The sequence below is a fragment of the Streptomyces sp. NRRL S-1022 genome (genome assembly GCF_000720135.1).
Lineage (GTDB): Bacteria > Actinomycetota > Actinomycetes > Streptomycetales > Streptomycetaceae > Streptomyces.
In genome coordinates this window covers 15,750-39,514 of record NZ_JOIU01000016.1, presented here as the reverse complement: position 1 = coordinate 39,514, position 23,765 = coordinate 15,750, and the positions used below count along the sequence as shown (strand labels likewise).

Sequence of the window (23,765 nt, the reverse complement as noted above, 5' to 3'; positions counted from 1 at the left end):
GACGCGGCTGCCCGCTCCGAGCCTCAGGCTCAGACGGCGGCCGGGTCCTCCTCGACGAGGAGGTTGCGGGTGCGGTTCGGGTCGACCGGGATGCCGGGGCCCATGGTGGTGCTGACCGCGGCCTTCTTGATGTAGCGACCCTTGGCGGCGGACGGCTTCAGACGGAGGATCTCCTCCAGCGCGGCGCCGTAGTTCTCCACCAGCTTGGCGTCGTCGAAGGACGCCTTGCCGATGATGAAGTGCAGGTTCGAGTGCTTGTCGACGCGGAACTCGATCTTGCCGCCCTTGATCTCGGTGACGGCCTTGGCGACGTCGGGGGTGACGGTGCCGGTCTTCGGGTTCGGCATCAGACCACGCGGGCCGAGGACGCGGCCGAGGCGGCCGACCTTGCCCATGAGGTCCGGGGTGGCGACGACGGCGTCGAAGTCCAGACGGCCCTTCGCCACCTCGTCGATCAGCTCGTCGGCGCCGACGATGTCGGCGCCCGCGGCACGCGCGGCCTCGGCACGGTCGCCGGTCGCGAAGACCAGGACCCGGGCGGTCTTACCGGTGCCGTGCGGAAGGTTCACGGTGCCACGGACCATCTGGTCGGCCTTGCGCGGGTCGACACCCAGACGGAAGGCGACCTCGACGGTGGAGTCGAACTTGGTCGTGGAGGTCTCCTTGGCGAGACGGACGGCCTCGAGCGGGGCGTACAGCTTCTCCCGGTCGACCTTGGCGTCCGCAGCGCGGAGAGCCTTGCTGCGCTTGCTCACAACTGCTCCTGTGTGTTCTGAAAGGAGTCGTGGTCACTGGGCCGAGCAGGCCCTGCCACGTGCGGCTGCGTATCCCTGGCAGCCGCATGACTTACGGAGGTGGGGTTCAGCCCTCGACCGTGACGCCCATGGAACGCGCGGTACCGGCGATGATCTTCGCGGCGGCGTCCAGGTCGTTCGCGTTCAGGTCGGGCATCTTGGTCTGGGCGATCTCGCGGACCTGCGCCTCGGTGATCTTGGCGACCTTGGTCTTGTGCGGCTCGCCGGAGCCCTTCTCGATGCCCGCGGCCTTGAGAATCATCTTCGCGGCCGGCGGCGTCTTGGTGATGAAGGTGAAGGAACGGTCCTCGTAGACCGTGATCTCCACCGGGATGACCCAACCGCGCTGCGACTCGGTCGCGGCGTTGTAGGCCTTGCAGAACTCCATGATGTTGACGCCGTGCTGACCCAGCGCCGGGCCGACCGGCGGAGCCGGGTTGGCGGCGCCGGCCTGGATCTGGAGCTTGATGAGCCCCGTGACCTTCTTCTTCTTGGGAGGCATGCTCTCTCCGGGTCCTTACTGAGAGGTTGATTGCCATCCGTGCCTTGGACCTGCACCCATGGGGGCAAGATCACACAGATGGCATACCGCACCACGATAGCCGCTGTTCCCACCAGACATGTAATCGCCCTGGTCAGACGGCCTGCGCGGGACCTCTGGACCGTCGGTCGCGCAGGTACGCGCCCGCGGCCCACAGGGTGATCAGGGTCGCCGCGCCCGGTACGGCGAGCAGCGCGGCCACGGTCCCGCGCCCGGTGTCCTCGGCCAGCACGACTCGCCGCGGGTCCCCGGGCGCGTGCCGTACCTCCACGGTGTCACCTTCGGCGTGCCCACGCGCGCGCGTGCCGAGCGGGAGGGCGGCCGTCACCTCCTCGCCCGCGAGCGGGAAGGTGACACCGCACCGGCCGAGGACGCACGTACCGCCGTGGAAGGTGGCCGTGGCCGGCTCCGCGTCCCGCAGTTCGCTCCGCAGCCGGGCCGCCGGGAGACACAGGGCGTACACCGCCGCCAGCAGCACCAGCGCGGCCCCGGCGCCGAGCGCGGCGGGCCGTACACGGCGAGAGCGCCCCGGCCCGGTGCTGACCGGCGGGGCGCTCTCGGCGGAAGTGATCAGTTCTTCTGGATCTGGTCGAAGGACAGCTCGACCGGGGTCTCGCGGCCGAAGATCTCGACCAGGCCCTTGACCTTCTTGGAGTCGGGGTTGATCTCGTTGATGGTCGCCTGGAGCGTGGCGAACGGGCCGTCGGTGACGGTGACCGAGTCGCCGACCTCGAAGTCCAGGACCTGGACCTCGACCTTGCGCTGCGGGGCGGGCTTGCCCTCGGCCTCGGCGGCCTCGCGGGCGGCCTTCTCCTCGGCCTCCGGGGCGAGCATCTTGACGATCTCGTCCAGGGTCAGCGGGTACGGGTCGTAGGCGTTGCCGACGAAGCCGGTGACACCCGGGGTGTTGCGGACGACGCCCCAGGACTCGTTGGTCAGGTCCATGCGGACCAGGACGTAACCCGGCAGCTTGTTCTGCTTGATCGTCTTGCGGTCGCCGTTCTTGATCTGGACGACCTCTTCCTGCGGCACCTCGGCCTGGAAGATGTAGTCCTCGACGTTCAGCGAGACGGCGCGCTGCTCCAGGTTGGTCTTCACGCGGTTCTCGTAGCCGGCGTAGGTGTGGATGACGTACCACTCGCCGGGCAGGGTCCGCAGTTCCTCGCGCAGGGCCTGGACCGGGTCCACCGGGGCGGCCGGCTCCTCCTCGGCGGCCTCCTCGCCGTCCTCGTCGGCCTCGGCGGCGTCCTCGTCGGCCTCTTCGTCCTCGTCCTCGGCGTCCTCGACGTGCAGGGCGGCCTCCTCGGCCGGCTCACCCGCCTCGGCCTCGGCAGCCTCGAACTCGTCCTGCTCGTCCGCGCCCTCGACGATGTCGAGCTCGTCATCCACCGTCTCGGCAGCCAGCCCGCGGGGCTCGGTGGCGTCGTCGTTCAGGTTCGGGTCAGACACGATGGCTGCTTCTTCCTGGATACATAGGGGTGGAACATGCGAAAACGGGCGCCGGTGCCACGGCGCCCTTCGCTCTTGGCTCAGCCGAAGACGTACTTGGCCGCGTGGTTGAGCCCATAGTCAATCACGGTCACCAGGGCGATCATGATGACGACGAAGAAGATCACCACGGTGGTGTACGAGGTCAGCTGGTTGCGCGTCGGCCAGACGACCTTGCGGAGTTCCGCGATGATCTGGCGGTAGAAGGTGGCCAGGCGCTTGAGCGGGCCCTTCTTGGCACGCTTGCCGCCCTTGCGGACCTTCTTGGACTCGGGCACCTCGTCCTGGGCATCAGGCGTGTCGATGGAGCCCACGGCGTCCGTCATAGTCCTCACCTGGTCCCGGGTCGTGGCCGTGCCGCGCCCGGTTTCTGAGCCGCACGGCGGTGCATTGCTGTACGTACATGCGCACACATCCTGGCGGTGTGTGTAGCAGGGCCGGAGGGACTTGAACCCCCAACCGCCGGTTTTGGAGACCGGTGCTCTACCAATTGAGCTACGACCCTTTGTGTGTCCCCCAACGTACCGCATCCGACCGGGTGCTCGGTGTGCACCGGCCCGGCCGCGGCTGCTGAAGGCCAACGAGGTGAGAGTGTACGTGGTCCTCGCCCCGGCGTCGAACAGAAAGCGGCCGTCCGGGACCGTGTGGCCAAAGATCGTCCTGGCCGGGGGCCGGATTCGGACCCCTGTTCACGCCTCGACCCTTCCTGTTCAGTCTGTGAAACCAGTGTGCCGGGCGCATTTGCGGTCTGGAACGATGGGCCGCATGAGCGCTGCAACCCCTCCCACCGAGCGCCGGGTCTCCGCCCGAGTCGGCGCGATCTCCGAGTCCGCCACCCTCGCCGTGGACGCCAAGGCCAAGGCCCTGAAGGCCGCCGGGCGTCCGGTGATCGGCTTCGGCGCCGGTGAGCCCGACTTCCCGACCCCGGACTACATCGTCGAGGCGGCCGTCGAGGCCTGCAAGAACCCCAAGTACCACCGCTACACCCCGGCCGGCGGCCTGCCCGAGCTGAAGGCCGCCATCGCCGCGAAGACGCTGCGCGACTCCGGCTGGGAGCCGGACGTCTCCCAGATCCTCGTCACCAACGGCGGCAAGCAGGCCATCTACGAGGCCTTCGCCGCGATCCTCGACCCGGGCGACGAGGTCATCGTCCCGGCGCCGTACTGGACGACGTACCCGGAGTCGATCCGTCTGGCCGGCGGTGTCCCGGTCGAGGTCGTCGCCGACGAGACGACCGGCTACCGGGTCTCGGTGGAGCAGCTGGAGGCGGCCCGCACGGAGAAGACGAAGGTCGTCCTCTTCGTCTCCCCGTCCAACCCGACCGGCGCGGTGTACTCCGAGGCCGAGACCGAGGCGATCGGCCGCTGGGCCGTCGAGCACGGCCTGTGGGTGCTCACCGACGAGATCTACGAGCACCTCGTCTACGGCGACGCCGTCTCGGTGTCCCTGCCGGCGCTGCTGCCCGAGCTGCGGGACAAGTGCATCGTGGTCAACGGTGTGGCGAAGACGTACGCCATGACCGGCTGGCGGGTGGGCTGGGTCATCGGCCCGAAGGACGTCGTCAAGGCCGCGACCAACCTCCAGTCGCACGCCACGTCGAACGTCTCCAACGTCGCCCAGGTGGCCGCGCTGGCCGCCGTCTCCGGCGGCCTGGAGGCCGTGGCGACGATGCGCGAGGCCTTCGACCGGCGCCGCAAGACCATCGTGCGCATGCTCAACGAGATCGACGGCGTGGTCTGCCCGGAGCCCGAGGGCGCCTTCTACGCCTACCCCTCGGTGAAGGCGCTGCTCGGCAAGGAGATCCGCGGCAGGCGCCCGCAGGACACCGTGGAGCTGGCCGCGCTGATCCTGGAGGAGGCCGAGGTCGCGGTCGTCCCGGGCGAGGCCTTCGGCACGCCGGGCTACCTGCGGCTGTCGTACGCGCTCGGCGACGAGGACCTCGTCGAGGGCGTGAGCCGGATGCAGAAGCTGCTGGCGGAGGCGCGGGACTAGTTCCCGGCGTCCACGCGCGCGTGCGGGCCGTTTCCCCCGGGGAGACGGCCCGCTCCTGTGTGCGGGCAAGACCACGTAAGGGGAAACGGCTACCGGGACGGCGGTGGCGTACGGCAGGATCTGGGAATGGAGCGTGTACGTGATCTCTCTGAGCTGCCGAAAGCCCATCTGCACCTGCACTTCACCGGCTCGATGCGGCCGGCGACGGTCCTGGAACTGGCCGACAAGCACGGCGTCCGTCTGCCCGACGCGCTGACGGAGGCCCTGACCAGCGGGGAACCGCCGAGACTGCGGGCCACGGACGAACGGGGCTGGTTCCGCTTCCAGCGGCTGTACGACGCGGCCCGCTCCTGCCTGCGCGAACCGGAGGACATCCGGCGCCTGGTCCGGGAGGCCGCCGAGGAGGACCTGAGGGACGGCTCGGGCTGGCTGGAGATCCAGGTCGACCCGACGTCGTACGCGCCCCGGCTGGGCGGTCTGATCCCAGCCCTGGAGATCATCCTGGACGCGGTGGAGACGACGTCCCGGGAGACCGGTCTCGGCATGCGGGTGCTGGTCGCCGCGAACCGGATGAAGCACCCGCTGGACGCGCGCACGCTGGCCCGGCTGGCGGTGCGGTACGCGGACCGGGGTGTGGTCGGCTTCGGGCTCTCCAACGACGAGCGGCGGGGCATGGCCCGCGACTTCGACCGGGCGTTCCACATCGCGCGGGAGGGCGGTCTGCTGTCGGCACCGCACGGCGGCGAGCTGACCGGCCCGGCGTCGGTCCGGGACTGCCTGGACGACCTGCACGCCACGCGGATCGGGCACGGGGTGCGCGCGGCCGAGGACCCGCGGCTGCTGCGGCGGCTGGCCGACCGGGGTGTGACCTGCGAGGTGTGCCCGGCCTCGAACGTGGCGCTCGGTGTGTACGAGAAGCCGGAGGACGTCCCGCTGCGCACGCTCTTCGAGGCGGGCGTCCCGATGGCCCTCGGCGCCGACGACCCGCTGCTGTTCGGCTCCCGGCTGGCCGCCCAGTACGAGATCGCCCGCAGCGCGCACGGCTTCACGGACGCCGAGCTGGCGGAGCTGGCCCGGCAGTCGGTGCGCGGTTCGGCCGCCCCGGAGGAGGCCAAGGCGCGGCTGCTGGCCGGCGTGGACGACTGGCTGGCCCGCCCGCCGGCCTGAACGGCCCCCGGCCGCGCGGTGGCGGCCCTCAGGGCCGGCCGGCCACGGAGATTCCGCCCAGCAGGGTCCTGACGAGCCGGGTTGCGAACGCGTCCACGGGCGGGCGTTCGCCGCTGTCGGTGATCGACGCCGGGGAGACCGTGAAGCAGGGGGTCGGGGTGGCCTACTGAGCAGGCCGCCCGCCCGGCCGGCCGCGGGCCGGGCCGGCGGGCCGGCCCGTGCTACGGCCGGAGGCTCACGCCCACCGTCACCGGCTCGTTGACCAGCGTGATCCCGAAGGCCTCGCGGACCCCGGCGACCACCTCGCGGGCCAGGTCCAGCAGGTCCTCGGTGGTGGCGCCGCCCCGGTTGGTGAGGGCGAGGGTGTGCTTGGTGGAGATACGGGCGGGGCCGCTGCCGTAGCCCTTGGTGAAGCCCGCCTTGTCGATCAGCCAGGCCGCGGAGGTCTTCCTGCGGCCCTCCCCCGCCGGGTAGGCGGGCGGCTCGACGCCGTCGCCCAGCCGCTCGCGCACACGCGCGTGGAACGCGGCGAACTGCTCCTCGGTGAGGATCGGGTTGGTGAAGAAGGACCCGGCCGACCAGGTGTCGTGGTCCTCGGCGTCCAGCACCATGCCCTTGCCGGCCCGCAGCTTCAGCACGGTCTCGCGCGCGTCGGCCAGCGGCACCCGGTCGCCGGGCTCCACACCCAGCGCGCGGGCCGCCTCGGCGTACTTGACCGGCGCGGACAGCCCGCCCGCGTCCTCCAGCTCGAAGCGGACCCGGAGCACGACGTAGCGCTCGGGGTCGGCCTTGAAGCGGCTGTGCCGGTACGAGAAGGCGCACTCCTCGTTCGTCAGCGTGACGGTCTCGCCGGCCCGCCGGTCGTACGCGATCACCTCCGTGATCGTCGAGGAGACCTCCTGGCCGTAGGCGCCGACGTTCTGGATCGGCGTGGCGCCCGCGGATCCGGGGATGCCGGCCAGGCACTCGATCCCGGCGAGCCCGGCCTCCACGGTGCGGGCGACGGCGTCGGTCCACACCTCGCCGGCCGCCAGCTCCAGGGCCGCGCCGCGCAGTTCCACCCCGCGCGTGGCGATGCGCAGGGCGGTGCCGTCGAAGCCCTTGTCGCCGATGACCAGGTTCGATCCCCCGCCGATGACCAGCAACGGCGTACCGCTGTCGTCGGCCTCGCGGACGGCGGCGATCACCTCGGCGTCGGTCGTGGCGGTCACCAGCCGGGTCGCGGGGCCGCCCAGCCGGAAGGTGGTCAGCGGGGCAAGGGGGGCGTCGTGGAGTACCTGCACGCGCCCAAGACTACGAGACGCCTCCGACAGCCCCGCGCCCGCACGAGCCGGGCCGCACCGGCCGGGCGTCGACGCGTGAGCCGCGCAGACGCGCACAGGCGCTGACTCGCCGACTCGCCGACTCGCCGAGAAAAGCACGCACGCGCGGGTGGACCGTCGGAGGAATCGACGGTCCACGCGCGCGTGTGCGGTGCCGGCGGCCGGCTGTGGCAGGTCTGCCGGGGCGGGATCAGCGGGAGGAGGTTTCGAGGACCGGCGCGAGGCCCTGCTCCGCCGCCGCGGCGGGGTGCCCGGCGCCGCGGCGGGCGGGAATCGCCAGGGCCGCGACCGCGGCGAGGGCGACCACCGCCGAGCCGGTGACCAGGGCCGGCCGCAGCCCGTCGACGAAGCTCTGAGCGGACTCGTAGCCGCCCTGTGCCGAGAAGATCGACGACATGACCGCGATGCCGAGCGCACCGCCCACCTCGCGCAGCGCGTTGTTCGCGCCGGAGGCGATGCCCTGTTCCTGCGGGCGGACGCTGGACATGACCAGGTTGGCGGCCGGTGCGAAGTACAGGGCCATGCCGATCCCGCTGATGATCAGGGCGGGCAGCTGCACGGCGTAGGAGGCGTCGGCGGTGGCCACCCAGGCCATGTAGCCGAGGCCGGCCGCCTGCAGGAACAGGCCCGCGGCGACGACCGGTCGGCCGCCGATCCGGTCGGAGAGGATCCCGGCGACGGGCGCCACGAGCATCGGCATGCCGGTCCACGGCAGCATCCGCAGCCCCGCCTCGGTGGGCGAGTAGCCGAGGACGCCCTGCATGTACTGGCTGAGCAGGAAGATCGAGCCGAACATGCCGACGAACATCAGCAGGCTGGCCGCGTTGATGCCGGAGAAGGCCCGGGAGCGGAACAGCCGCATCGGCAGCATCGGGGCGGCCGCGCGGGAGCTGTAGCCGACGAAGCCCGCCAGCAGCGCTCCGCCCGCGGTCAGCGCGGTGAGCACCACGGGGTCGGTCCAGCCGTCGGCGGGGCCGCGGACCAGGCCGTACACGATCCCGAAGAGCCCGCCGCTGGCCAGCAGCGTGCCGGGTATGTCGAGCCGGGCGCCGGCGCCGTAGGACTCGGCGAGGCGCAGCCGGGCGAGCGGCAGCGCGGCGAGACCGAGCGGGACGTTCAGCCAGAAGATCCAGTGCCAGGAGACGTGCTCGGTGAGGCTGCCGCCGATGAGCGGCCCGGAGGCGACGGCGAGCCCGTTGACGGCGCCCCAGATGCCGTACACCGTGCCGCGCCGGGCGGCGGGTACGGCCGCGGTCAGCAGGGTCAGCGTGAGCGGCATCATCACGGCCGCGCCGACGCCCTGGACGGCTCGGGCGGCGATCAGGGAGCCGATGCCCGGTGCCATGGCCGCGGCGGCGGAGGCGCCGGTGAACACGGCGAGTCCGGCGATGAAGAGCCGGCGGCGGCCGAAGCGGTCGCCGAGCGCGGCGCCGAACATCAGCAGGACGGCGAAGGTGAGCGTGTAGGCGCTCACGGTCCACTCCAGGTCGTCCAGCGCGCCGCCGAGGTCCTCGCGGATGGAGGGCAGGGCGGTGGTGACGACGAGGTTGTCCAGGGCCGCCATGAAGCCGGCGACGCTGGTGATGACGAGTGCCCACACCGCCCGCGCGCGGGATGTGGTGGTATCCGGTGCTGCTGTGTCCTGTGACATCGCTCCCCCAGTGGGTGATCAGTAGTTAGTTATCAATGACTAACTTTTGCGGCCAGGAAAAGGCGCCGCCTTCCCCGGTCGCTTCACTTCTCCAGGCGCCCATCCAGGCGGGCCGACGGGTACAGGCCCTCCCACACCCGGTGCTCAGGCGGAAAACCCATGGCGACCAGGCAGTTGATGAGCATGCCGTACGCCATGAAGACGGTGGTCTCGTTGGTGTCCGCGCCGAGCGGCAGGTGCACGGTGTCCCACAGCCGCATCCAGCCGGCCCGGACCTTCTCCCCGAACTCGCGGTCGCCCTCCACCTCGGCCGCCGCCACGGCGACGTACATCTGCATCTGCATCAGCAGCCGCTCGGGCCGCTCCGCGATGACCTTGGTGTACGCGTTCGCCATGGCATGCAGGGCCTCTTCGCCCCGCAGCCCCTCGGAGGCCTCCTCGAACGTCCGGATGGTGTCCTCCACGCAGCGTTCGGCCACCGCGAGGAAGATCGCCTTCTTGCCCGGGAAGAGCCGGAACAGGTACGGCTGCGAGACTCCGACCCGCTTGGCGATCGCCTCCGTGGAGGTGCCGTGGTATCCGCCGCGTGCGAACTCGGCGGTCGCGGCCTGGATCACGCTCTCGCGCCGCTCCTCTGCGCTCATCCTGGGCATGCGGGTAAGTTAGTACTCAATCACTAACTTGGTCAAGCGCGCCGGCCGGCGTGGTACGCGTAAGGGGCGCCTCCCCATGGAGGACGCCCCTTACCGCCGCCTCACGGCCGTCAGGCGAGCCGTACGACCGCCCGGGACATGCCCAGCACCTTCTGGCCGCCGCTCATGGCCGTCAGGTCCACCCGCACGGTGTTGTCGTCCAGCTTGGCCGCCACCTTGCCGCTGACCTCGATCAGGGCGCCCTGGTCGTCGTTCGGGACCACGACGGGCCTGGTGAAGCGGACCCCGTACTCCACGACCGCGCCCGGGTCCCCGGTCCAGTCGGTGACCACGCGGATCGCCTCCGCCATGGTGAACATGCCGTGCGCGATGACGTCCGGCAGGCCCACCTCCTTGGCGAACTTCTCGTTCCAGTGGATGGGGTTGAAGTCCCCGGAGGCGCCCGCGTAGCGCACCAGCGTGGCGCGGGTCACGGGGAAGGTCCGGGCCGGCAGCTCGGTGCCGACCTCGACGTCGTCGTACGCGATCTTCGCCGTCATCGGGTCCTCACGCCTCCTCGGCCGCGCGGGCCACGAGCTTGGTCCAGGCGGTCACGACGTGCTCGCCGGCCTCGTCGTGCACCTCACCGCGGATGTCCAGGATGTCGTTGCCCGCGAGCGACTTGATGCCCTCGATCGTGGACGTGACCGTCAGCCGGTCGCCGGCGCGCACCGGCCGGGCGTAGGCGAACTTCTGGTCGCCGTGCACCACGCGGCTGTAGTCCAGCCCGAGCTGCGGGTCCTGGACGACCTCTCCGGCGGCCCGGAAGGTGATGGAGAACACGAAGGTCGGCGGTGCGATCACATCGGGGTGGCCGAACGCCTTGGCGGCCTCGGGGTCCGTGTACACCGGGTTGGTCTCGCCCACCGCCTCGGCGAACTCGCGGATCTTCTCCCGGCCCACCTCATAGGGCGCGGTGGGCGGGTAGGTCCGTCCCACGAAGGACTGGTCGAGCGCCATGGCCCGGCACCTCCTGATCTCTGCTGTGATGGCCCCAAATTAGCGGGAAACCGGTCATGGAATGCGCACGGGGCCGGTGGGGCGCCGTGGGCGCCGGGCCGCGGAAAACGCCGTGAGGCCGCCCCCTCGGAAGGGGACGGCCTCACGGACGAGCCTGATTTATCGCGTTTCGCGGTGCGCGGTGTGCGCGTTGCAACGCGGGCAGTGCTTCTTCATCTCCAGACGATCCGGGTTGTTACGCCGGTTCTTCTTGGTGATGTAGTTCCGCTCCTTGCACTCCACGCAGGCCAGCGTGATCTTCGGGCGGACGTCGGTGGCAGCCACGTGAGTGCTCCTAAGACGAACGGATGGACTAATTCAACGCAAGAAAGAGTAGCCGATCGAAGGACCGACCCCGCAATCGGCTACTGTCAGTAGCGGTGACCGGACTTGAACCGGTGACACAGCGATTATGAGCCGCTTGCTCTACCGACTGAGCTACACCGCTTTGATGAGATCGATTCCCGCCTCGCGACGGGAACCTCTCACACCAGAGCCCCAAAACGGAATCGAACCGTTGACCTTCTCCTTACCATGGAGACGCTCTGCCGACTGAGCTATTGGGGCGAGCGATGAAGACATTACACGGTCTGCCGCCGTTCACCCAAATCCGTATCCCGCCGCCGGCCGCACCCCTCGTCGCAGGCTTCCCGGCCGCGCCCGGAGGCCCCCGCGTCCCCGCCGGACGCCGATCTGCGCGCGCACACGTACACGTACACGTGCGCGCCACCGGGTCCGGGGTCCGTCACGCGCGCGGACACCCGCGTACCGCCGAGGGTGGGCCACACCGGTACGACGGTCCGTCACGCGCGTGGGCGAGCCGCATACCGCCAGGGGCGGGCCACGCCGGTACGACTATTGCGCTCCTGCGCGCCCTGCGCGGTTCGCCACCCTAGGCTCGTCTCACTCTGCGTGATCATGGGTCGGCCACGGCCCCGATCCCTCACGCCAGCCCACCCGAGCCCCCGGCCCCACCCTGGAGCGCGATGCCCGACAGCCAGCCGCAGCCGCACCCGCCGTCGGACTCGTCGGGGCCTTCGGGATCGTCTGATCCCGCCGCCCTCCTGCTCTGCGGGGCGCGGCTCACCGACGGCCGGACCGTGGACGTACGGCTGGGCGGAGGGCGCATCGAGGCGGTCGGTACGACCGGCAGTCTCACCCCGGGCCCGGGCCGCAAGGGCGTCACGCGCGTGGACCTGAGCGGCTACCTGCTGCTGCCGGCCCCGGCCGAACCGCACGCCCACGGCGACACCGCGCTGTCCGCCGAGCGCCCCGGCCCGGCGTCGTACGCCCCCGAGGACGTGCAGCGCCGGGCGACGGAGGCGGCCCTGCTGCAGCTCGGGCACGGGGCGACGGCGCTCCGCGCGCACGTGCGCGTGGGGGACGTCCAGGGCCTCGGCGCGCTGGGCGCGGTGCTCCAGGCGCGGCGGTCGCTGCGGGGGCTGGCGGAGCTGACGACGGTGGCGATGCCCCGGCTGCTGACCGGGGTGGCCGGCGCCGACGGGCTGGTGGTGCTGCGGGACGCGGTGAAGATGGGCGCCTCGGTGGTGGGCGGCTGCCCCGACCTGGACCCCGATCCCACGGGCTACGTGGAGGCCGTCCTGGAGGTGGCCTCCGAGCACGGCTGCCCGGTGGACCTGCACACGGACGCCGCGGACCCGGCCCGGCTGTCCCGGCTCGCGGCCATGGCGGGGGGCCTGCGCCCGGGCGTGACGATCGGACCGTGCGCCGGCCTCGCGCGCCTGCCCGCCGAGGCCGCCGCCCGCGTCGCCGACCAGCTGGCGGCGGCCGGCGTGACGGTGGTCTGCCTGCCCCAGGGCGGCTGCGGCGGCGCCGACCGGCGCGGCGCGGCACCGGTACGGCTGCTGCGCGCGGCCGGGGTGCGGGTGGCGGCCGGCAGCGGCGCCCTGCGCGACGTCTCGAACCCCGTGGGCCGCGGCGACCCCTTGGAGGCCGCCTACCTCCTCGCCTCCGCCCACGGGCTGCGCCCGGAGGACGCCTACGACGCCGTGTGCGCGTCCTCCCGCGCGGTGCTGGGGCTGCCGGAGGTCCGCGTGGAGGCGGGCTTCCCGGCCGAGTTGCTGGCCGTACGCGGTGACCATCTGGCCGGCGCGCTGTCCCTGGCGTACAGCCGGATCGTGGTGCACCGGGGGCGCGTGGTGGCCCGTACGAGCGCGGTACGCGAGTACTGCAACTCGGCGGCGGCAGCGGAACTGGGGCTGCCGCGGCAGGGGCGCGGAGAGCTGTCCTGAGGGCTGGGCTGGGCTGGGCGGGGCGCGGGAGCTGCTCTGATCGCTTACGGGAGGAGCGGCCGGGCGTGCGGGCTCGTGCGCACGCCGGCACCTGCTCCCGGGGCACACTCCGGGCGCCTGAAGCGGGGTGTACGACGGGTGCGTCACCGAGAGGGCGTCCACACAGGCACGCGCCCGGTATGCCGGGTCCTTGCCTGCGCCGGTTAACTCGTGCGGCGGATGCGGTCCTGCGGGCGTACGGTCGGATTCATGCGCATTGTCATCGCTGGTGGTCATGGTCAGATCGCGCTGCGGCTGGAGCGTCTGCTCTCCGCGCGCGGGGACGAGGTGGCGGGCATCATCCGCCACCCGGGACAGGGCGACGATCTTCGGGCGGCGGGTGCCGAACCGGTCCTGCTCGACCTGGAGTCCGCCTCGGTGGAGGGGGTCGCGGCGCATCTGCAGGGCGCGGACGCGGCGGTCTTCGCGGCCGGTGCGGGCCCGGGCAGCGGCACGGCCCGCAAGGACACGGTGGACCGGGGCGCCGCGGTGTTGTTCGCGGACGCCGCCGTACGCGCGCGTGTGCGCCGTTTCCTGGTGGTGTCCTCGATGGCCGCGGATCCCGCGCACCAGGGGGACGACGTGTTCGACGTCTACCTGCGCGCCAAGGGCGAGGCCGACGCGTACGTCGCCCGGCAGGACGCCCTGGACTGGACGATCCTGCGCCCGGGCGCGCTGACGGACGACGCCGGTACCGGTCTCGTCCGGCTGGAGGCGCACACGGGGCGCGGCTCGGTCCCCCGGGACGACGTGGCGGCCGTCCTCGCGGAGCTGGTTGACACGCCGGCGACGGCCGGTCTCACGCTGGAACTGATCAGCGGTTCGACGCCGGTGTCGGTCGCGGTGAAGTCGGTGGCCGGGAACTGAGCCGGCGGGAACCGAGCCGGGCCGCCGGTCGTTGACCTGTCGAACCGGACCACCCGCCTGCCCGGACCGGCCCGCTGACAGGGCGTCGGACGCTCCCGCACCGCGCCCCGCCCGCCGCGCTGCCGGTCCGTCAGGAGCCGGCAGACCGGCGCCCGTCAGGGATCAGAAGAGCGGCAGCTGCCCGGGGAAGTCCGGTACGGCGTAGCCGTCCAAGGACGGCTGTGCCGCTCCGAGTTCCGCCGGCTGCCGCGACCCGGCGCAGGAGACGAGGTCGCCGCTCCCCCGCGCGCCGGGCGGGTCGTGGCGTGCGAAGCGGCCCGCGACGACGGCGATCTCGCGGCGGCACACGGGACAGGTTCTGCGTCGGGAGGACATGCCGTCAGTGTGCCCGGGGCGGGCCGTGTGCGCGCAGGCGCCCGGGCGGGAGCGGCGGCCGGTCAGGTCCGGGTCTCGGCCTCCCAGCGGTCGGGGCCCACTCCGCGCCAGTCGATCAGCGGCGAGTCGGCGACTTCCTCGGGTTCGATCTCCAGCCCCGCACGGCGGAGGAACTCCACCAGGTCCCGCACGTTGTGGGCGAGGCCGAGGATCTCGCCGTCCACCCGCACTCGGCGACCGCCGGTCGGGGACGGCAGGTGGACGACGATGGGACGTTTCCCGGCCATGGCTCCAGCATCTTCCGGACCGGCCGGGCCCGCACCCGGGCCGGTCATTCGAGAATCCCCAGCGCGGTGTCCGGCCGGCACAGCGGGCACGCGGGGACGCCTCGGTCGGTGAGGGCCCGTACCGCCTGCTCCCGGCCGACGCCCTTCGCCCGCCCGCCGGCGCCCGTACAGCCGCCGACGTGGACGTAGACCGCGCTGCGGCCGTTCAGGCCCCGCTCGATCGCCCATTCCGGAGCTGCCTGCCGGACGGCGAGACGGCGCTGCCGCTCGGCCTCCCGACGCTCCTCGTCGGCGATCCACCGGTCCATCAACGCAAGCTGCCGGGCAGCCTGGCGTTCGACGACGCGGCGGGCGAACCGCAGCATGTCGAGGCGCGTCAGCGGACGGTCTTCGTTCACACGTTCGATTCTAGTGGTCCAGCAGAGAAACGCGACCACGCACCCGCAGTCCCGCACGGTCACCGGTCACGCCGGTCACGCCGGTCACGCCGAGCCGGCGGATTCCGACCACCACCTGGCAGAGACATTTCGCGAGAGCGTGCAACCCGCGCGCGTGTCGGGGAGTACCTACGGACGGATGTCCAAGCCGCGGCCACCGCTCCCGGTGGTCGTCGCAGGCCGGCGCACGGGCCCGGCCGTCCGCGCGGCGTCCGCACCCGCCTCCGTCGTCGCCGAGCGGTCCGCTCCGCTCCCGCTCACCGGCAGGTGCCGCAGGTGGTCACGCAGGTGATCGGCAAGGGCCGAATGGACGGGCACCGCCGGTCGGTCGCGCTGGAGTTTCACCGCTGGGAGGCAACTGGGGAAACACGGCTTCGTGCGGCTCCCTGCCTAGGCCTGGTCACTGAGACGCAGGCAGCGCCTCACATAGTGCGCAGTCTCCACGCCGTGTTGATCGCCCGCCTCGTGGAAGAATGCTGCGGCCTGAGCCAGTGCCTCACCCGCCGCCTTGTGGAGCTGCTCGTCTTCATGGAGCAGGCGGCTGAAATTGATCAGTGCCCAGGCTTCGTATCTGCGCGCGCGGTGCTCGCGGAAGATGGCCAGAGCCCTGACCTGGGCATCGAAAGCACAAGCCAGCAGGTCGTGCTGTTCATGGGTGCCGTGGTGCTCAAGCTCGCGGCCAAGGGCAGCCAGAGTCTTCGCGACGAGGCCGTTCGACCCTTCCGGGAGTTGCGACAGGGCCAGCACGGTTTCGGTGACGGCGACCAAGTCGTCGAAGTGCCACCACGAGCTGAGACACAGTCCACCGAACCAGGCGAGTATCACTCTTCTCCGATCATCACAGCCCGCCGCCTGCGAAGCGGTGACCGCGGCCACCAGGTTCGGGCGTTCGCCATCCAGCCACCCCCTAGCCTCCGCACGGCCGCTGAACCGGAAGTCGGTGACACTGGGCGGGGCAAACACTTCTGCCCGGCTGATGGGCATAGACCACCCTGTATGGATGGCCGCTGCCGCATGGAAGATGTAGTAGTCGTAGAGGCGAGTGCGGGCGTTCTCGCGGTCGTCGGCGTCGGCGTGGACCTTTCCGGCTTCATCGGCATACAGGCGCACCAGATCGTGCAGACGCCAGCGGCCCCAGCTACGCCCAGGCTCGATGAGATGGGTACGGGCGAGATCCTGCAGCAGCTCCTCGGTCTCGTGCCGGTCGATGGCGACCAAGCGGGCTGCGGCTCCGGTAGATATGTCAGGGCCCGCATTGAGCGACAACAGCCGGAACAATCGCGCGTGGAGGGGATCGAGGCGCTCGTAGGACAGGTCGAACGCGCTCCGCACGCACCGCTCCTGCCTGCGCAGCCTGTTCAGGCGCAGATGCTGGGCTTGCAGGGCCTGCGCGAGGGATGACAACGGGCGGGCAGGACAGTCCGCCAGGAGGGCGGCGGCAATGCGCAGCGCCAGGGGCAGGCACCCACATGACCGGGCGATGGCGGCGGCGGCGTCCGGCGAGTCCGGCACGCGGGTATCACCGGGACCGCGGGCTTCGCGCACAGCCCGATCCAGCATGTCGATCGCAGATGTTTCGTCGACGCCGTCCAGATCGAACAGCCGGGCGCCGAGATCCAGCGTGTCGCGAGAGGTGAGGATGGCGGCAGTGAGGCCGTCGGCGGGAAGGAGCGGCCGCGCATGGTCGGCACTGGAGACGTTGTCGAGCACGACCAGGATCCGGCTTCCCGCACCCGCGAGAGCAGCGAGGGCGCTGCGAAAGAGACGTGAACGGTCTTGCAGGCCCGGCGGTATCTGCTCGTGTGACACGCCCAAGGCGCGTAGGAGGCCGTCCAGAGCCTGTTCGGGCGGCAGTCGACGCTCGGGGTCGTAGCCGAACATATCCACGAACAGGACGCCGCCGGGGAACCAGCCCTGTTTCTGCAGGGCGCGCCTGGCGGTCTGCACGACCAGCTCCGTCTTGCCGATCCCCCCGAGACCGGTCACCAGCGAGGCAGGCGCCGTCTGCGCTGCTCCTGGTTCGAGAACCCGTAGCAGTTCACCGATCTCCCGGTCTCGGCCGGTGAAGACGGCTGAGACCGGGGGCAGGCCGCTCAGCGCGGGGCTGATCACCTGGGGTGGGTACACGTTGACGGTGCGTCCCTGGATCACTGTCCCGAGGAAGACCCCGCCGCTGATCCGGTTCTCCGCCACAGGGCCTTGGCCGCCGACCGCTGCCATTCTGCTCAGTCCCGCTGCCCGGGATCGGCGCCGCCCGGAGGAGTCGACGGCGCGGTCTGAGCACGAGTGGTGAACGACGCCCCGGAAAAGTCACGGCCCTGGAGAACCGGACCGTGGAAAGTCCCGCCGCTGATCTCGTTACGGGTCTCTCCGCCCACACGGTGCACCAACTCTGTTGCCCGCGTGAGCCACTGTTGCAGTCCTGCGTGGAAGTCCATGTCCGCCGCCGCCCGCATCGCGAGCGCAGCACTCAGTGCTTGGGCCAGCATCGGATCGTCAGGCCGCTCTTCCAGCCGCGTCAGTTCCGCCTCTCCCGGGCGCGTTGCCGTGAGCTGCCCGCCGTCCTCGTCACGCTGGAACGGTCGACGCACCAGCACGCCCAGTCCTGCCCACACCTGCCGACCCAGCTCACCGCCGGCACCGCCGGCCAACGCCGCCAGCAAGCCCGCCGATATCGCGTCCATCCCCTGGCTCCTCTCACCCGTACGGATGTCACAGGAGCAGACACCACAACCAGCTGCGACACCAGATGCCGCCTGTGTTACCGGCCACGGGATTCCATGGGCAACGAGCCTGAGCCCGCCCAGTAAACGGCCCGGTTCGCCCTCGGGCAAGCCCCCGCCGGCACCGTTACGCCTGCTTGGCCATGCGGTGCGCGGATCTGCCCTCGGCCTGTCACCTCCATCTTGTTCCTGGCGCTTCCGGTGCGCCATTGCAGGCGCCGCCACAGAAGTCGATCAGCGCAGCGCATCTGCAGCGGGACGGGTTCAAGAGGCTCTGACCTGCTGTTTCCTCACCCAGCGCCGCTCTCGGGGGGCACATGGCGAGGAAACGGGCCTGCCCGTCTCCGAGTTGCGCGCCGAGCAGGGCTTCATCACGTGGTACGAGCACAGCCGTGCGTACGCCGACCGCTAGTGGGCGCTGACGCCGGCGAAGTCGCGGAAGAACTACGCCGACGCGCCGGCCACCATCACCCCTGCCCTTGTGAGGACCAAGGCGGGAATGCCCGACACCGCGCTGGTGCGGCGCGCGCTGTACGTGTGGGCGTACAACCGGAACCGCTGGGACGAGACCCCGCCGGACGATGTGGCCCGCGCCGCGAAGGTGCTGGATCACACCCGCGAGCGGGCAAGCAGCCGGATCGACGCAGCCCTGCGAGAGTGGAACGAGCCGGAGCGATCATCCTCTCCCCCGGGGGGACGCCTGGGGGACACGCACTGACTGACATCGGGAGCAGAAGACACTTCCTAGCTGCTGTTCAGCCTCGCAGCCGGTTCTCCGCCCCGCGCCTGCCCAAACGAAGCCGTCTCAAGGTGTGCCCCGCCAGCACACCGCATCCCGGTGCGAGCGCTGCTGGCGAACCCACCACAGGATGACGTCCTCTACCGCACGGGCAGTCCGATACGGAAACTTGGCGCATGGACTGGACGGCACCAGTGAGCGCTGTGATCGGCGGCCTGGTCGCCGTCGTCGCTACCTACCTCACCGACCGCAGGCGCTGGCGTCGCGAGGAACGGGCACGGGCTAGAGACCGCCAGGAGGCTCTCTACGCAGCGTTCCTGACTGCTCTGTTCGGCGCACGAGAACAGATCTTCGCCGCGAGCCGATGGCCGCGGAGCGCGTCCGCTCGCAGGAACATGGCGGCCATGGCAGTCCGTGAGCACGACGTCTACGCCCGCCGCTATCAGATGGAACTGATAGCAAGTCCTCGTGTGAGAGAGGCTACGCGAACCGCCCTCGCTGCCTTGCTCGCCTACCGGAACGAAGTCGCATCCGGGAGGCGCTGGAACACACCGGGGTGCGAGGCTCGACGGGAGAGGTTCCGTGCCTCGCAGCAGAGCCTGCTAGAAGCCATGCGCATTGACCTGGGCACCAGCCACTGGACGCCGGCGCCATGACGCCGCGGCAGTTTTACAGTCCGCGTGGGGCATCTGCTCCGAGCTGGGCTTGTCCACGACCCGAAGCTGCTGGCCCCACGCCCGCCCCACGTTGCCTTCGAGAACACATCGCAGCGCTAGGCAGTTGGCATCTCGCCGCTTCGGCGCTCGGAGAGCACACGCCTGAGCTGAACGACACCCGTCACGACGGTTGCGATCAGAGATCCTGTGACGATGACAGCCAGGCAGGCAACCATCGGATTCACCCAGCCTGGAACGAGGTCATACGAGGCGTTGCACATGTTGTGCAACGGGAACGGACCCGACGGCTGCGGCCCTAGCTCCTGCCGGTAGCTCGCGTCGAAGCGTTGCCCCTCAGCGAGCTCGCAAGTCTCCGCCACGTCAAGGCCACCGGAGAACGCTCCCCACAACCAGGTAGGGACGAGCACTATGCCCGCGACTATGGAAGTGCCGAACCAGAAGCCTGGGTTCCACCGGAGACGTGCCTTACCAGAGACCTTGATCACCTTGCACTCCCCCTCCCCGCAGATGCTGGATTCCTCCGTCTAGCTGCGCAGACGCAGCAACGGGCCGTGGCAACCTGTCGCGCCCGCTCGGTCATTGCCGGCTGTTGGCGGTTGTCTTGGGTCGTCCTCGCGTGGCCCGAGGACGGCCCAGCTCTGGGCCCGGCAAATTTACAGTCCGCGCAGCACGAGTGCCACGGCCTGCCCTTTCGCCGTGCGGCGCAGCGCCCGCCCCACACGTACCCCGCAGCTCCTGCATCCCCGACCTTGAACAGCATCTCGGTCATCTGACCCATTGCTGCTTCTGATGCCCGGGGAGGAGGCACGGGGCTGGGGGCTGCACTCCCGCCGAGTTTCTCGGCCCGCCACGTGCCTCCCGGTACCGCCACGCGCGCGAGTACATCGAGATGAAGTGGGCGCACTCCCCCGGATCGACGCGCCGAACTCTCGCGGAAGCCATGGCCACGGTCACGCCGGCTCCCGTCAAGGACACCAAGGGCATGGCCGACCCGAGGACCGTGCGCACGGCGCTCTACAGCTGGGCATTCAACGTGAGCCGACGCGACGAGGAACCGCCGGACGAGGTGGCCAAGGTGCTCGCCTGGTTCGAGCGGAAGTCGTTGCCCACGTCCTCACTGGCCGACCGCATGCGGGTCCGCGCCGCCCTGGACGCCCTGACGCGAAAGCTGGACGGCACCACGGCGTCCGCCTCGACCATCCGCCGTAAGCGCGCCATCTTCCACAACGCGCTCAACTACGCCGTCGACGCCGGCCGTCTGACAGACAACCCTCTGCCACAGGTGCCGCGGAAGGCTCCGGAGCAGGTGGCGGAGGAGCTGGACCCCGCCTCTGTCCCCGATCCCCGGCAGGCTCTCGCCCTGCTCGATGCCGTGCGTACGCAGAGCGCCCGCGGGCGCCGTCTGGTGGCGTTCTTCGGGTGCATGTACTACGCGGCGGCGCGGCCGGCGGAAGTCATCGGGCTCCGGCTGGAGGACTGCGACCTCCCCCGCCGCGCCTGGGGAACGCTGTGGCTCAGGGAGACCCGGCCCCGGTCGGGGTCCGCGTGGACCGACAGCGGCGAAGCGCACGACCGGCGCGGCCTCAAGCACCGGCCCCGGAAAGCGGTCCGCACGGTGCCGATTCCGCCCGACCTGGTCAGCCTGCTGCGGTGGCACATCACTGCGTACGGCGTCGCTCCCGACGGCCGGCTGTTCCGAACGCAGCGGGGCGGACTTATCCAGGACAACGGACACGGCGAGGTCTGGGCGGAAGCGCGCATGCGCGCTCTTACCCCTGCTCAGCAGGCGTCGCAGTTGGCCAAGCGTCCTTATGATCTTCGCCACGCAGCCGTATACACGTGGCTCAGCTCCGGCGTGGAACCACAAGTGGTCGCCGCGCGGGCCGGCCACAGTGTGGCCGTGCTGTTCCGGGGCTACGCGAAGTGCCTGGACGGCGCCGCCGTCACGGCGAACGCCCGGATAGAGCAGGCGTTCGAGAACGGCAGCTGGAGGGGGCGAAAGCTGCCCCACGTCTGCCCCACACGCACTGGTCATCACCCGAATCAGGGTGAGACACACCGGGAGAAAGCCCCTATACCGGCGATCCAGTGCCAGTGAACGCCGAAAGGGTCCGTGATCAGCATTGCTGCTGGTCACGGACCCTTTCGGACCTGTGGCGGCGCCAGGATTCGAACCTGGGAAGGCTGAGCCGGCAGATTTACAGTCTGCTCCCTTTGGCCGCTCGGGCACACCGCCGGGTACTGCTGCCGCTTCGAACCCACTTTCGCGGTGTTCCCCGGCAACGACGTAAACAATACCCGATACGCAGGGGTGCTTCGCCACCCCATTGATCTCCACCCGCGGGGCGCGGGATGGCTAGGCTGGGGCGGATGCGGCCCGGTGCTCCACCGGGCCCGGCGGTCGCCGCCGCGCACGCCGGCACGCACCCGATACGCACCCCGATACAAGGAGCCACAGGACATGGCCGACTCCAGTTTCGACATCGTCTCGAAGGTCGAGCGGCAGGAGGTCGACAACGCCCTCAACCAGGCCGCCAAGGAGATCTCGCAGCGCTACGACTTCAAGGGCGTCGGCGCCTCGATCTCGTGGTCCGGTGAGAAGATCCTCATGGAGGCGAACTCCGAGGACCGGGTGAACGCCATCCTCGACGTCTTCCAGTCGAAGCTCATCAAGCGCGGCATCTCGCTGAAGGCGCTGGAGGCGGGCGAGCCGCAGCTCTCCGGCAAGGAGTACAAGATCTTCGCGTCGATCCAGGAGGGCATCTCCCAGGAGAACGCGAAGAAGGTGGCGAAGATCATCCGCGACGAGGGCCCCAAGGGCGTGAAGGCCCAGGTCCAGGGCGACGAGCTGCGCGTCAGCTCCAAGAGCCGCGACGACCTGCAGACCGTCATCGCCCTCCTCAAGGGCAAGGACTTCGACTTCGCGCTGCAGTTCGTGAACTACCGGTAGGACCGGTGACGGGCGCAGAGACGACAAGGGTGGGCACCCGCGGGTGCCCACCCTTTCTCCGTGCCGCCGCGCCTCGCGCGCGCGGTCAGTCGCGTGAGTTGCCGAACAGGATCCGGTAGACGATCAGCAGCACCAGAGAGCCTCCGACGGCCGCGGCCCAGGTGGCGCCGTCGTAGAAGTGCTTGCTGATCGGGTGGTCCAGCCAGCGGGCCGAGATCCAGCCCCCGATGAACGCGCCCGCGACGCCGATGAGGGTCGTCCCGATGAAGCCGCCCGGGTCGCGTCCCGGCAGCAGGACCTTGGCGATGGCTCCGGCCAGCAGTCCGAGAATGATCCAACCGATGATGCTCATGCCGTGAACCTGCCCTTCCGCGCTGTGTCCGCACTGTCGGCTCCCTGGGATTCCCGTGGGACCCGCCGCCCGTCGCGCGCGTGTTCGTGCCGTGTCGATGAAGAGGACGTCCCAGGGCCGTCCGCCGGTTGCCGGGATCACTAGGGTGCGGCGCATGACACGTACCGATGCCGCCCTGCGCCGCACTCTGGGCGTGCGGGACGCCGTGGTCGTCGGCCTGGGTTCGATGGTCGGCGCCGGCGTCTTCTCCGCTCCGGGGCCGGCCGCGCGCGCGGCCGGGTCCGGGCTGCTGCCCGGGCTCGCCCTCGCCGCCCTGGTGGCCTATTGCAACGCCATGTCCTCGGCCCGGCTCGCCGCCCGCTACCCGGCCTCCGGCGGGACGTACGTGTACGGCAGGGAGCGGCTCGGCGCCTTCTGGGGCCATCTCGCCGGCTGGGCCTTCGTGGTCGGCAAGACGGCCTCCTGCGCGGCCATGGCGCTCACCGTGGGCGCGTACGTGTGGCCGGGGCAGGCGCACGCGGTGGCGGTGGCGGCCGTGGTGGCCCTGACCGCGGTGAACTACGGCGGGATGCACAAGTCGGCGTGGCTGACGCGAGCGATCGTGGCCGTCGTGCTGGCCGTGCTCGCCGCCGTGGTCGTGGTGTGCCTGGCTTCCGGACGAGCCGGTGCCGGGCGGCTGGACACCGGCCTGTCCTGGGGGGCCGGCGGGGTGCTCCAGGCGGCCGGGCTGCTGTTCTTCGCGTTCGCCGGGTACGCGCGCATCGCCACCCTCGGAGAGGAGGTGCGCGACCCGGCGCGCACGATCCCGCGGGCGATCCCGGTGGCGTTGGGGATCGCTCTGGTGGTGTACGCGTGCGTGATCGTCGCCGTGCTCACGGTCCTCGGTGCGGACCGGCTCGGGCAGGCCGCGGCGCCGCTGGCCGACGCCGTACGGGCGGCCGGGGCGCCGGGGCTCGTGCCCGTGGTGCGGGCCGGGGCCGCGGTGGCCGCGCTGGGCTCGCTGCTCGCGCTGATCCTCGGGGTCTCCCGGACGACGCTCGCCATGGCCCGGGACGGGCACCTTCCGAGCGCCCTGGCGGCCGTCCACCCGCGGTTCCGGGTGCCGCACCGGGCGGAGCTGGCCGTGGGCGCGGTGGTCGCCGTGCTGGCCGCGACGGTCGACGTGCGCGGCGCGATCGGCTTCTCGTCGTTCGGTGTGCTCGTCTACTACGCCATCGCCAACGCCTCGGCCTGGACGCTCGGGCCGGGCCCGCGCGCCCGCGTGGTGCCCGCGGTGGGCCTCCTGGGCTGCGCCACGCTGGCGTGCGCGCTGCCGGCGGCCGCGGTGGCCGTCGGCGCGGGCGTGCTGGCCGCGGGCGTGGCGGCCTACGGCGTGCGGCGGTGGCGGGCGGGCCGGCGCGGGGCGTGACGCCGGCCCGGCG

26 protein-coding genes and 4 tRNA genes are annotated in these 23,765 nt (G+C 71.1%); 8 read left to right on the top strand and 22 right to left on the bottom strand.

Going from position 1 to position 23,765, the window contains the following annotated elements; all coding sequences use genetic code 11:
• Window positions 1-29: 29 nt before the first annotated feature.
• The 6 genes from rplA to IG05_RS0123050 form a co-directional block, all read right to left on the bottom strand.
• Window positions 30-755: a 50S ribosomal protein L1 gene (gene rplA / locus IG05_RS0123075; protein WP_030345387.1), complete on the bottom strand. Its 726-nt coding sequence runs from the start codon at window positions 753-755 to the stop codon at window positions 30-32.
• Window positions 756-861: 106 nt separating this feature from the next.
• Window positions 862-1,296: a 50S ribosomal protein L11 gene (gene rplK, locus IG05_RS0123070; RefSeq protein WP_030345386.1), complete on the bottom strand. Its 435-nt coding sequence runs from the start codon at window positions 1,294-1,296 to the stop codon at window positions 862-864.
• Window positions 1,297-1,429: 133 nt separating this feature from the next.
• A complete protein-coding gene (locus IG05_RS43805) occupies window positions 1,430-1,813 on the bottom strand; it encodes a hypothetical protein (RefSeq protein WP_051790144.1) in 384 nt (127 codons plus the stop codon).
• A gap of 92 nt (window positions 1,814-1,905) precedes the next feature.
• Window positions 1,906-2,784: a transcription termination/antitermination protein NusG gene (gene nusG / locus IG05_RS0123060; protein WP_030345384.1), complete on the bottom strand. Its 879-nt coding sequence runs from the start codon at window positions 2,782-2,784 to the stop codon at window positions 1,906-1,908.
• An 80-nt stretch (window positions 2,785-2,864) separates the two neighbouring features.
• On the bottom strand, window positions 2,865-3,149 hold the full coding sequence (gene secE / locus IG05_RS0123055) for a preprotein translocase subunit SecE (protein ID WP_030345382.1): 285 nt from the start codon (window positions 3,147-3,149) through the stop codon (window positions 2,865-2,867).
• A gap of 106 nt (window positions 3,150-3,255) precedes the next feature.
• A tRNA-Trp gene (locus IG05_RS0123050) sits at window positions 3,256-3,328 on the bottom strand.
• 260 nt (window positions 3,329-3,588) lie between these two features.
• Here IG05_RS0123050 and IG05_RS0123045 point away from each other — a divergent pair.
• Both IG05_RS0123045 and IG05_RS0123040 read left to right on the top strand, forming a co-directional pair.
• On the top strand, window positions 3,589-4,815 hold the full coding sequence (locus tag IG05_RS0123045; protein WP_030345380.1) for a pyridoxal phosphate-dependent aminotransferase: 1,227 nt from the start codon (window positions 3,589-3,591) through the stop codon (window positions 4,813-4,815).
• Between the two features lie 126 nt (window positions 4,816-4,941).
• Window positions 4,942-5,982 carry an adenosine deaminase gene (locus IG05_RS0123040; RefSeq protein WP_030345377.1) on the top strand — a complete coding sequence of 347 codons (1,041 nt, stop codon included), beginning with the start codon at window positions 4,942-4,944 and terminating at the stop codon, window positions 5,980-5,982.
• A gap of 221 nt (window positions 5,983-6,203) precedes the next feature.
• Here IG05_RS0123040 and IG05_RS0123035 read toward each other — a convergent pair whose 3' ends face one another.
• From IG05_RS0123035 to IG05_RS0123000, 8 genes are all read right to left on the bottom strand, one after another.
• Entirely contained in the window at window positions 6,204-7,295 is a 1,092-nt protein-coding gene (locus IG05_RS0123035; RefSeq protein WP_267883322.1) for a UDP-N-acetylmuramate dehydrogenase, read from the bottom strand.
• A 199-nt stretch (window positions 7,296-7,494) separates the two neighbouring features.
• Complete coding sequence (locus IG05_RS0123030) at window positions 7,495-8,955, bottom strand: DHA2 family efflux MFS transporter permease subunit (RefSeq protein ID WP_030345373.1); 1,461 nt, start codon at window positions 8,953-8,955, stop codon at window positions 7,495-7,497.
• A gap of 83 nt (window positions 8,956-9,038) precedes the next feature.
• Entirely contained in the window at window positions 9,039-9,608 is a 570-nt protein-coding gene (locus tag IG05_RS0123025; RefSeq protein WP_030345371.1) for a TetR/AcrR family transcriptional regulator, read from the bottom strand.
• A gap of 110 nt (window positions 9,609-9,718) precedes the next feature.
• A complete protein-coding gene (locus IG05_RS0123020; RefSeq protein ID WP_030345369.1) occupies window positions 9,719-10,147 on the bottom strand; it encodes a MaoC family dehydratase in 429 nt (142 codons plus the stop codon).
• A gap of 7 nt (window positions 10,148-10,154) precedes the next feature.
• Window positions 10,155-10,607 carry a MaoC family dehydratase N-terminal domain-containing protein gene (locus IG05_RS0123015; protein WP_030345368.1) on the bottom strand — a complete coding sequence of 151 codons (453 nt, stop codon included), beginning with the start codon at window positions 10,605-10,607 and terminating at the stop codon, window positions 10,155-10,157.
• 159 nt (window positions 10,608-10,766) lie between these two features.
• Window positions 10,767-10,931: a 50S ribosomal protein L33 gene (gene rpmG, locus IG05_RS0123010; protein ID WP_003948671.1), complete on the bottom strand. Its 165-nt coding sequence runs from the start codon at window positions 10,929-10,931 to the stop codon at window positions 10,767-10,769.
• A 90-nt stretch (window positions 10,932-11,021) separates the two neighbouring features.
• Window positions 11,022-11,094, bottom strand: a tRNA-Met gene (locus IG05_RS0123005).
• Between the two features lie 46 nt (window positions 11,095-11,140).
• Window positions 11,141-11,213 (bottom strand) — tRNA-Thr (locus IG05_RS0123000).
• Window positions 11,214-11,632: 419 nt separating this feature from the next.
• Between IG05_RS0123000 and IG05_RS0122995 the strand changes: the two genes are divergently transcribed.
• Together IG05_RS0122995 and IG05_RS0122990 are read left to right on the top strand one after the other, a co-directional pair.
• Complete coding sequence (locus IG05_RS0122995) at window positions 11,633-12,898, top strand: amidohydrolase family protein (protein WP_030345365.1); 1,266 nt, start codon at window positions 11,633-11,635, stop codon at window positions 12,896-12,898.
• Between the two features lie 249 nt (window positions 12,899-13,147).
• Window positions 13,148-13,804 carry an SDR family oxidoreductase gene (locus IG05_RS0122990; RefSeq protein ID WP_030345363.1) on the top strand — a complete coding sequence of 219 codons (657 nt, stop codon included), beginning with the start codon at window positions 13,148-13,150 and terminating at the stop codon, window positions 13,802-13,804.
• Window positions 13,805-13,966: 162 nt separating this feature from the next.
• Here the strand turns inward: IG05_RS0122990 and IG05_RS0122985 are convergent, their stop codons facing one another.
• From IG05_RS0122985 to IG05_RS0122965, 5 genes are all read right to left on the bottom strand, one after another.
• Window positions 13,967-14,179 carry a hypothetical protein gene (locus IG05_RS0122985; RefSeq protein WP_030345361.1) on the bottom strand — a complete coding sequence of 71 codons (213 nt, stop codon included), beginning with the start codon at window positions 14,177-14,179 and terminating at the stop codon, window positions 13,967-13,969.
• 62 nt (window positions 14,180-14,241) lie between these two features.
• The gene (locus IG05_RS0122980; protein WP_030345359.1) at window positions 14,242-14,466 is read right to left on the bottom strand and encodes a hypothetical protein; all 225 of its coding nucleotides are present in this window, start codon (window positions 14,464-14,466) and stop codon (window positions 14,242-14,244) included.
• Between the two features lie 44 nt (window positions 14,467-14,510).
• Window positions 14,511-14,864, bottom strand: coding sequence for a DUF6233 domain-containing protein (locus IG05_RS0122975; protein WP_037814508.1), 354 nt, complete (start codon window positions 14,862-14,864; stop codon window positions 14,511-14,513).
• A gap of 429 nt (window positions 14,865-15,293) precedes the next feature.
• Window positions 15,294-17,123, bottom strand: coding sequence for an ATP-binding protein (locus tag IG05_RS0122970; RefSeq protein WP_078894397.1), 1,830 nt, complete (start codon window positions 17,121-17,123; stop codon window positions 15,294-15,296).
• A 5-nt stretch (window positions 17,124-17,128) separates the two neighbouring features.
• Complete coding sequence (locus IG05_RS0122965) at window positions 17,129-17,587, bottom strand: hypothetical protein (protein WP_030345355.1); 459 nt, start codon at window positions 17,585-17,587, stop codon at window positions 17,129-17,131.
• A gap of 538 nt (window positions 17,588-18,125) precedes the next feature.
• Here IG05_RS0122965 and IG05_RS49435 point away from each other — a divergent pair.
• On the top strand, window positions 18,126-18,344 hold the full coding sequence (locus IG05_RS49435) for a hypothetical protein (RefSeq protein ID WP_030345353.1): 219 nt from the start codon (window positions 18,126-18,128) through the stop codon (window positions 18,342-18,344).
• Window positions 18,345-19,137: 793 nt separating this feature from the next.
• On the opposite strand, the gene IG05_RS42475 is transcribed toward IG05_RS49435, so the two are convergent.
• Window positions 19,138-19,527, bottom strand: coding sequence for a hypothetical protein (locus IG05_RS42475; protein ID WP_051790139.1), 390 nt, complete (start codon window positions 19,525-19,527; stop codon window positions 19,138-19,140).
• A 455-nt stretch (window positions 19,528-19,982) separates the two neighbouring features.
• Between IG05_RS42475 and IG05_RS0122945 the strand changes: the two genes are divergently transcribed.
• Window positions 19,983-21,140, top strand: coding sequence for a tyrosine-type recombinase/integrase (locus tag IG05_RS0122945; protein ID WP_234335970.1), 1,158 nt, complete (start codon window positions 19,983-19,985; stop codon window positions 21,138-21,140).
• A gap of 56 nt (window positions 21,141-21,196) precedes the next feature.
• On the opposite strand, the gene IG05_RS0122940 is transcribed toward IG05_RS0122945, so the two are convergent.
• Window positions 21,197-21,278: transfer RNA gene (locus tag IG05_RS0122940), tRNA-Tyr, on the bottom strand.
• Window positions 21,279-21,503: 225 nt separating this feature from the next.
• Here IG05_RS0122940 and IG05_RS0122935 point away from each other — a divergent pair.
• A complete protein-coding gene (locus tag IG05_RS0122935) occupies window positions 21,504-21,992 on the top strand; it encodes a YajQ family cyclic di-GMP-binding protein (RefSeq protein ID WP_030345349.1) in 489 nt (162 codons plus the stop codon).
• Between the two features lie 85 nt (window positions 21,993-22,077).
• On the opposite strand, the gene IG05_RS0122930 is transcribed toward IG05_RS0122935, so the two are convergent.
• Window positions 22,078-22,344, bottom strand: coding sequence for a GlsB/YeaQ/YmgE family stress response membrane protein (locus IG05_RS0122930; RefSeq protein WP_030345348.1), 267 nt, complete (start codon window positions 22,342-22,344; stop codon window positions 22,078-22,080).
• 154 nt (window positions 22,345-22,498) lie between these two features.
• On the opposite strand from IG05_RS0122930, the gene IG05_RS0122925 reads away from it, so the two are divergent.
• Window positions 22,499-23,752 (top strand): APC family permease, encoded by a 1,254-nt coding sequence (locus IG05_RS0122925; protein WP_030345346.1) that lies wholly within the window; start codon window positions 22,499-22,501, stop codon window positions 23,750-23,752.
• Window positions 23,753-23,765: the final 13 nt, after the last annotated feature.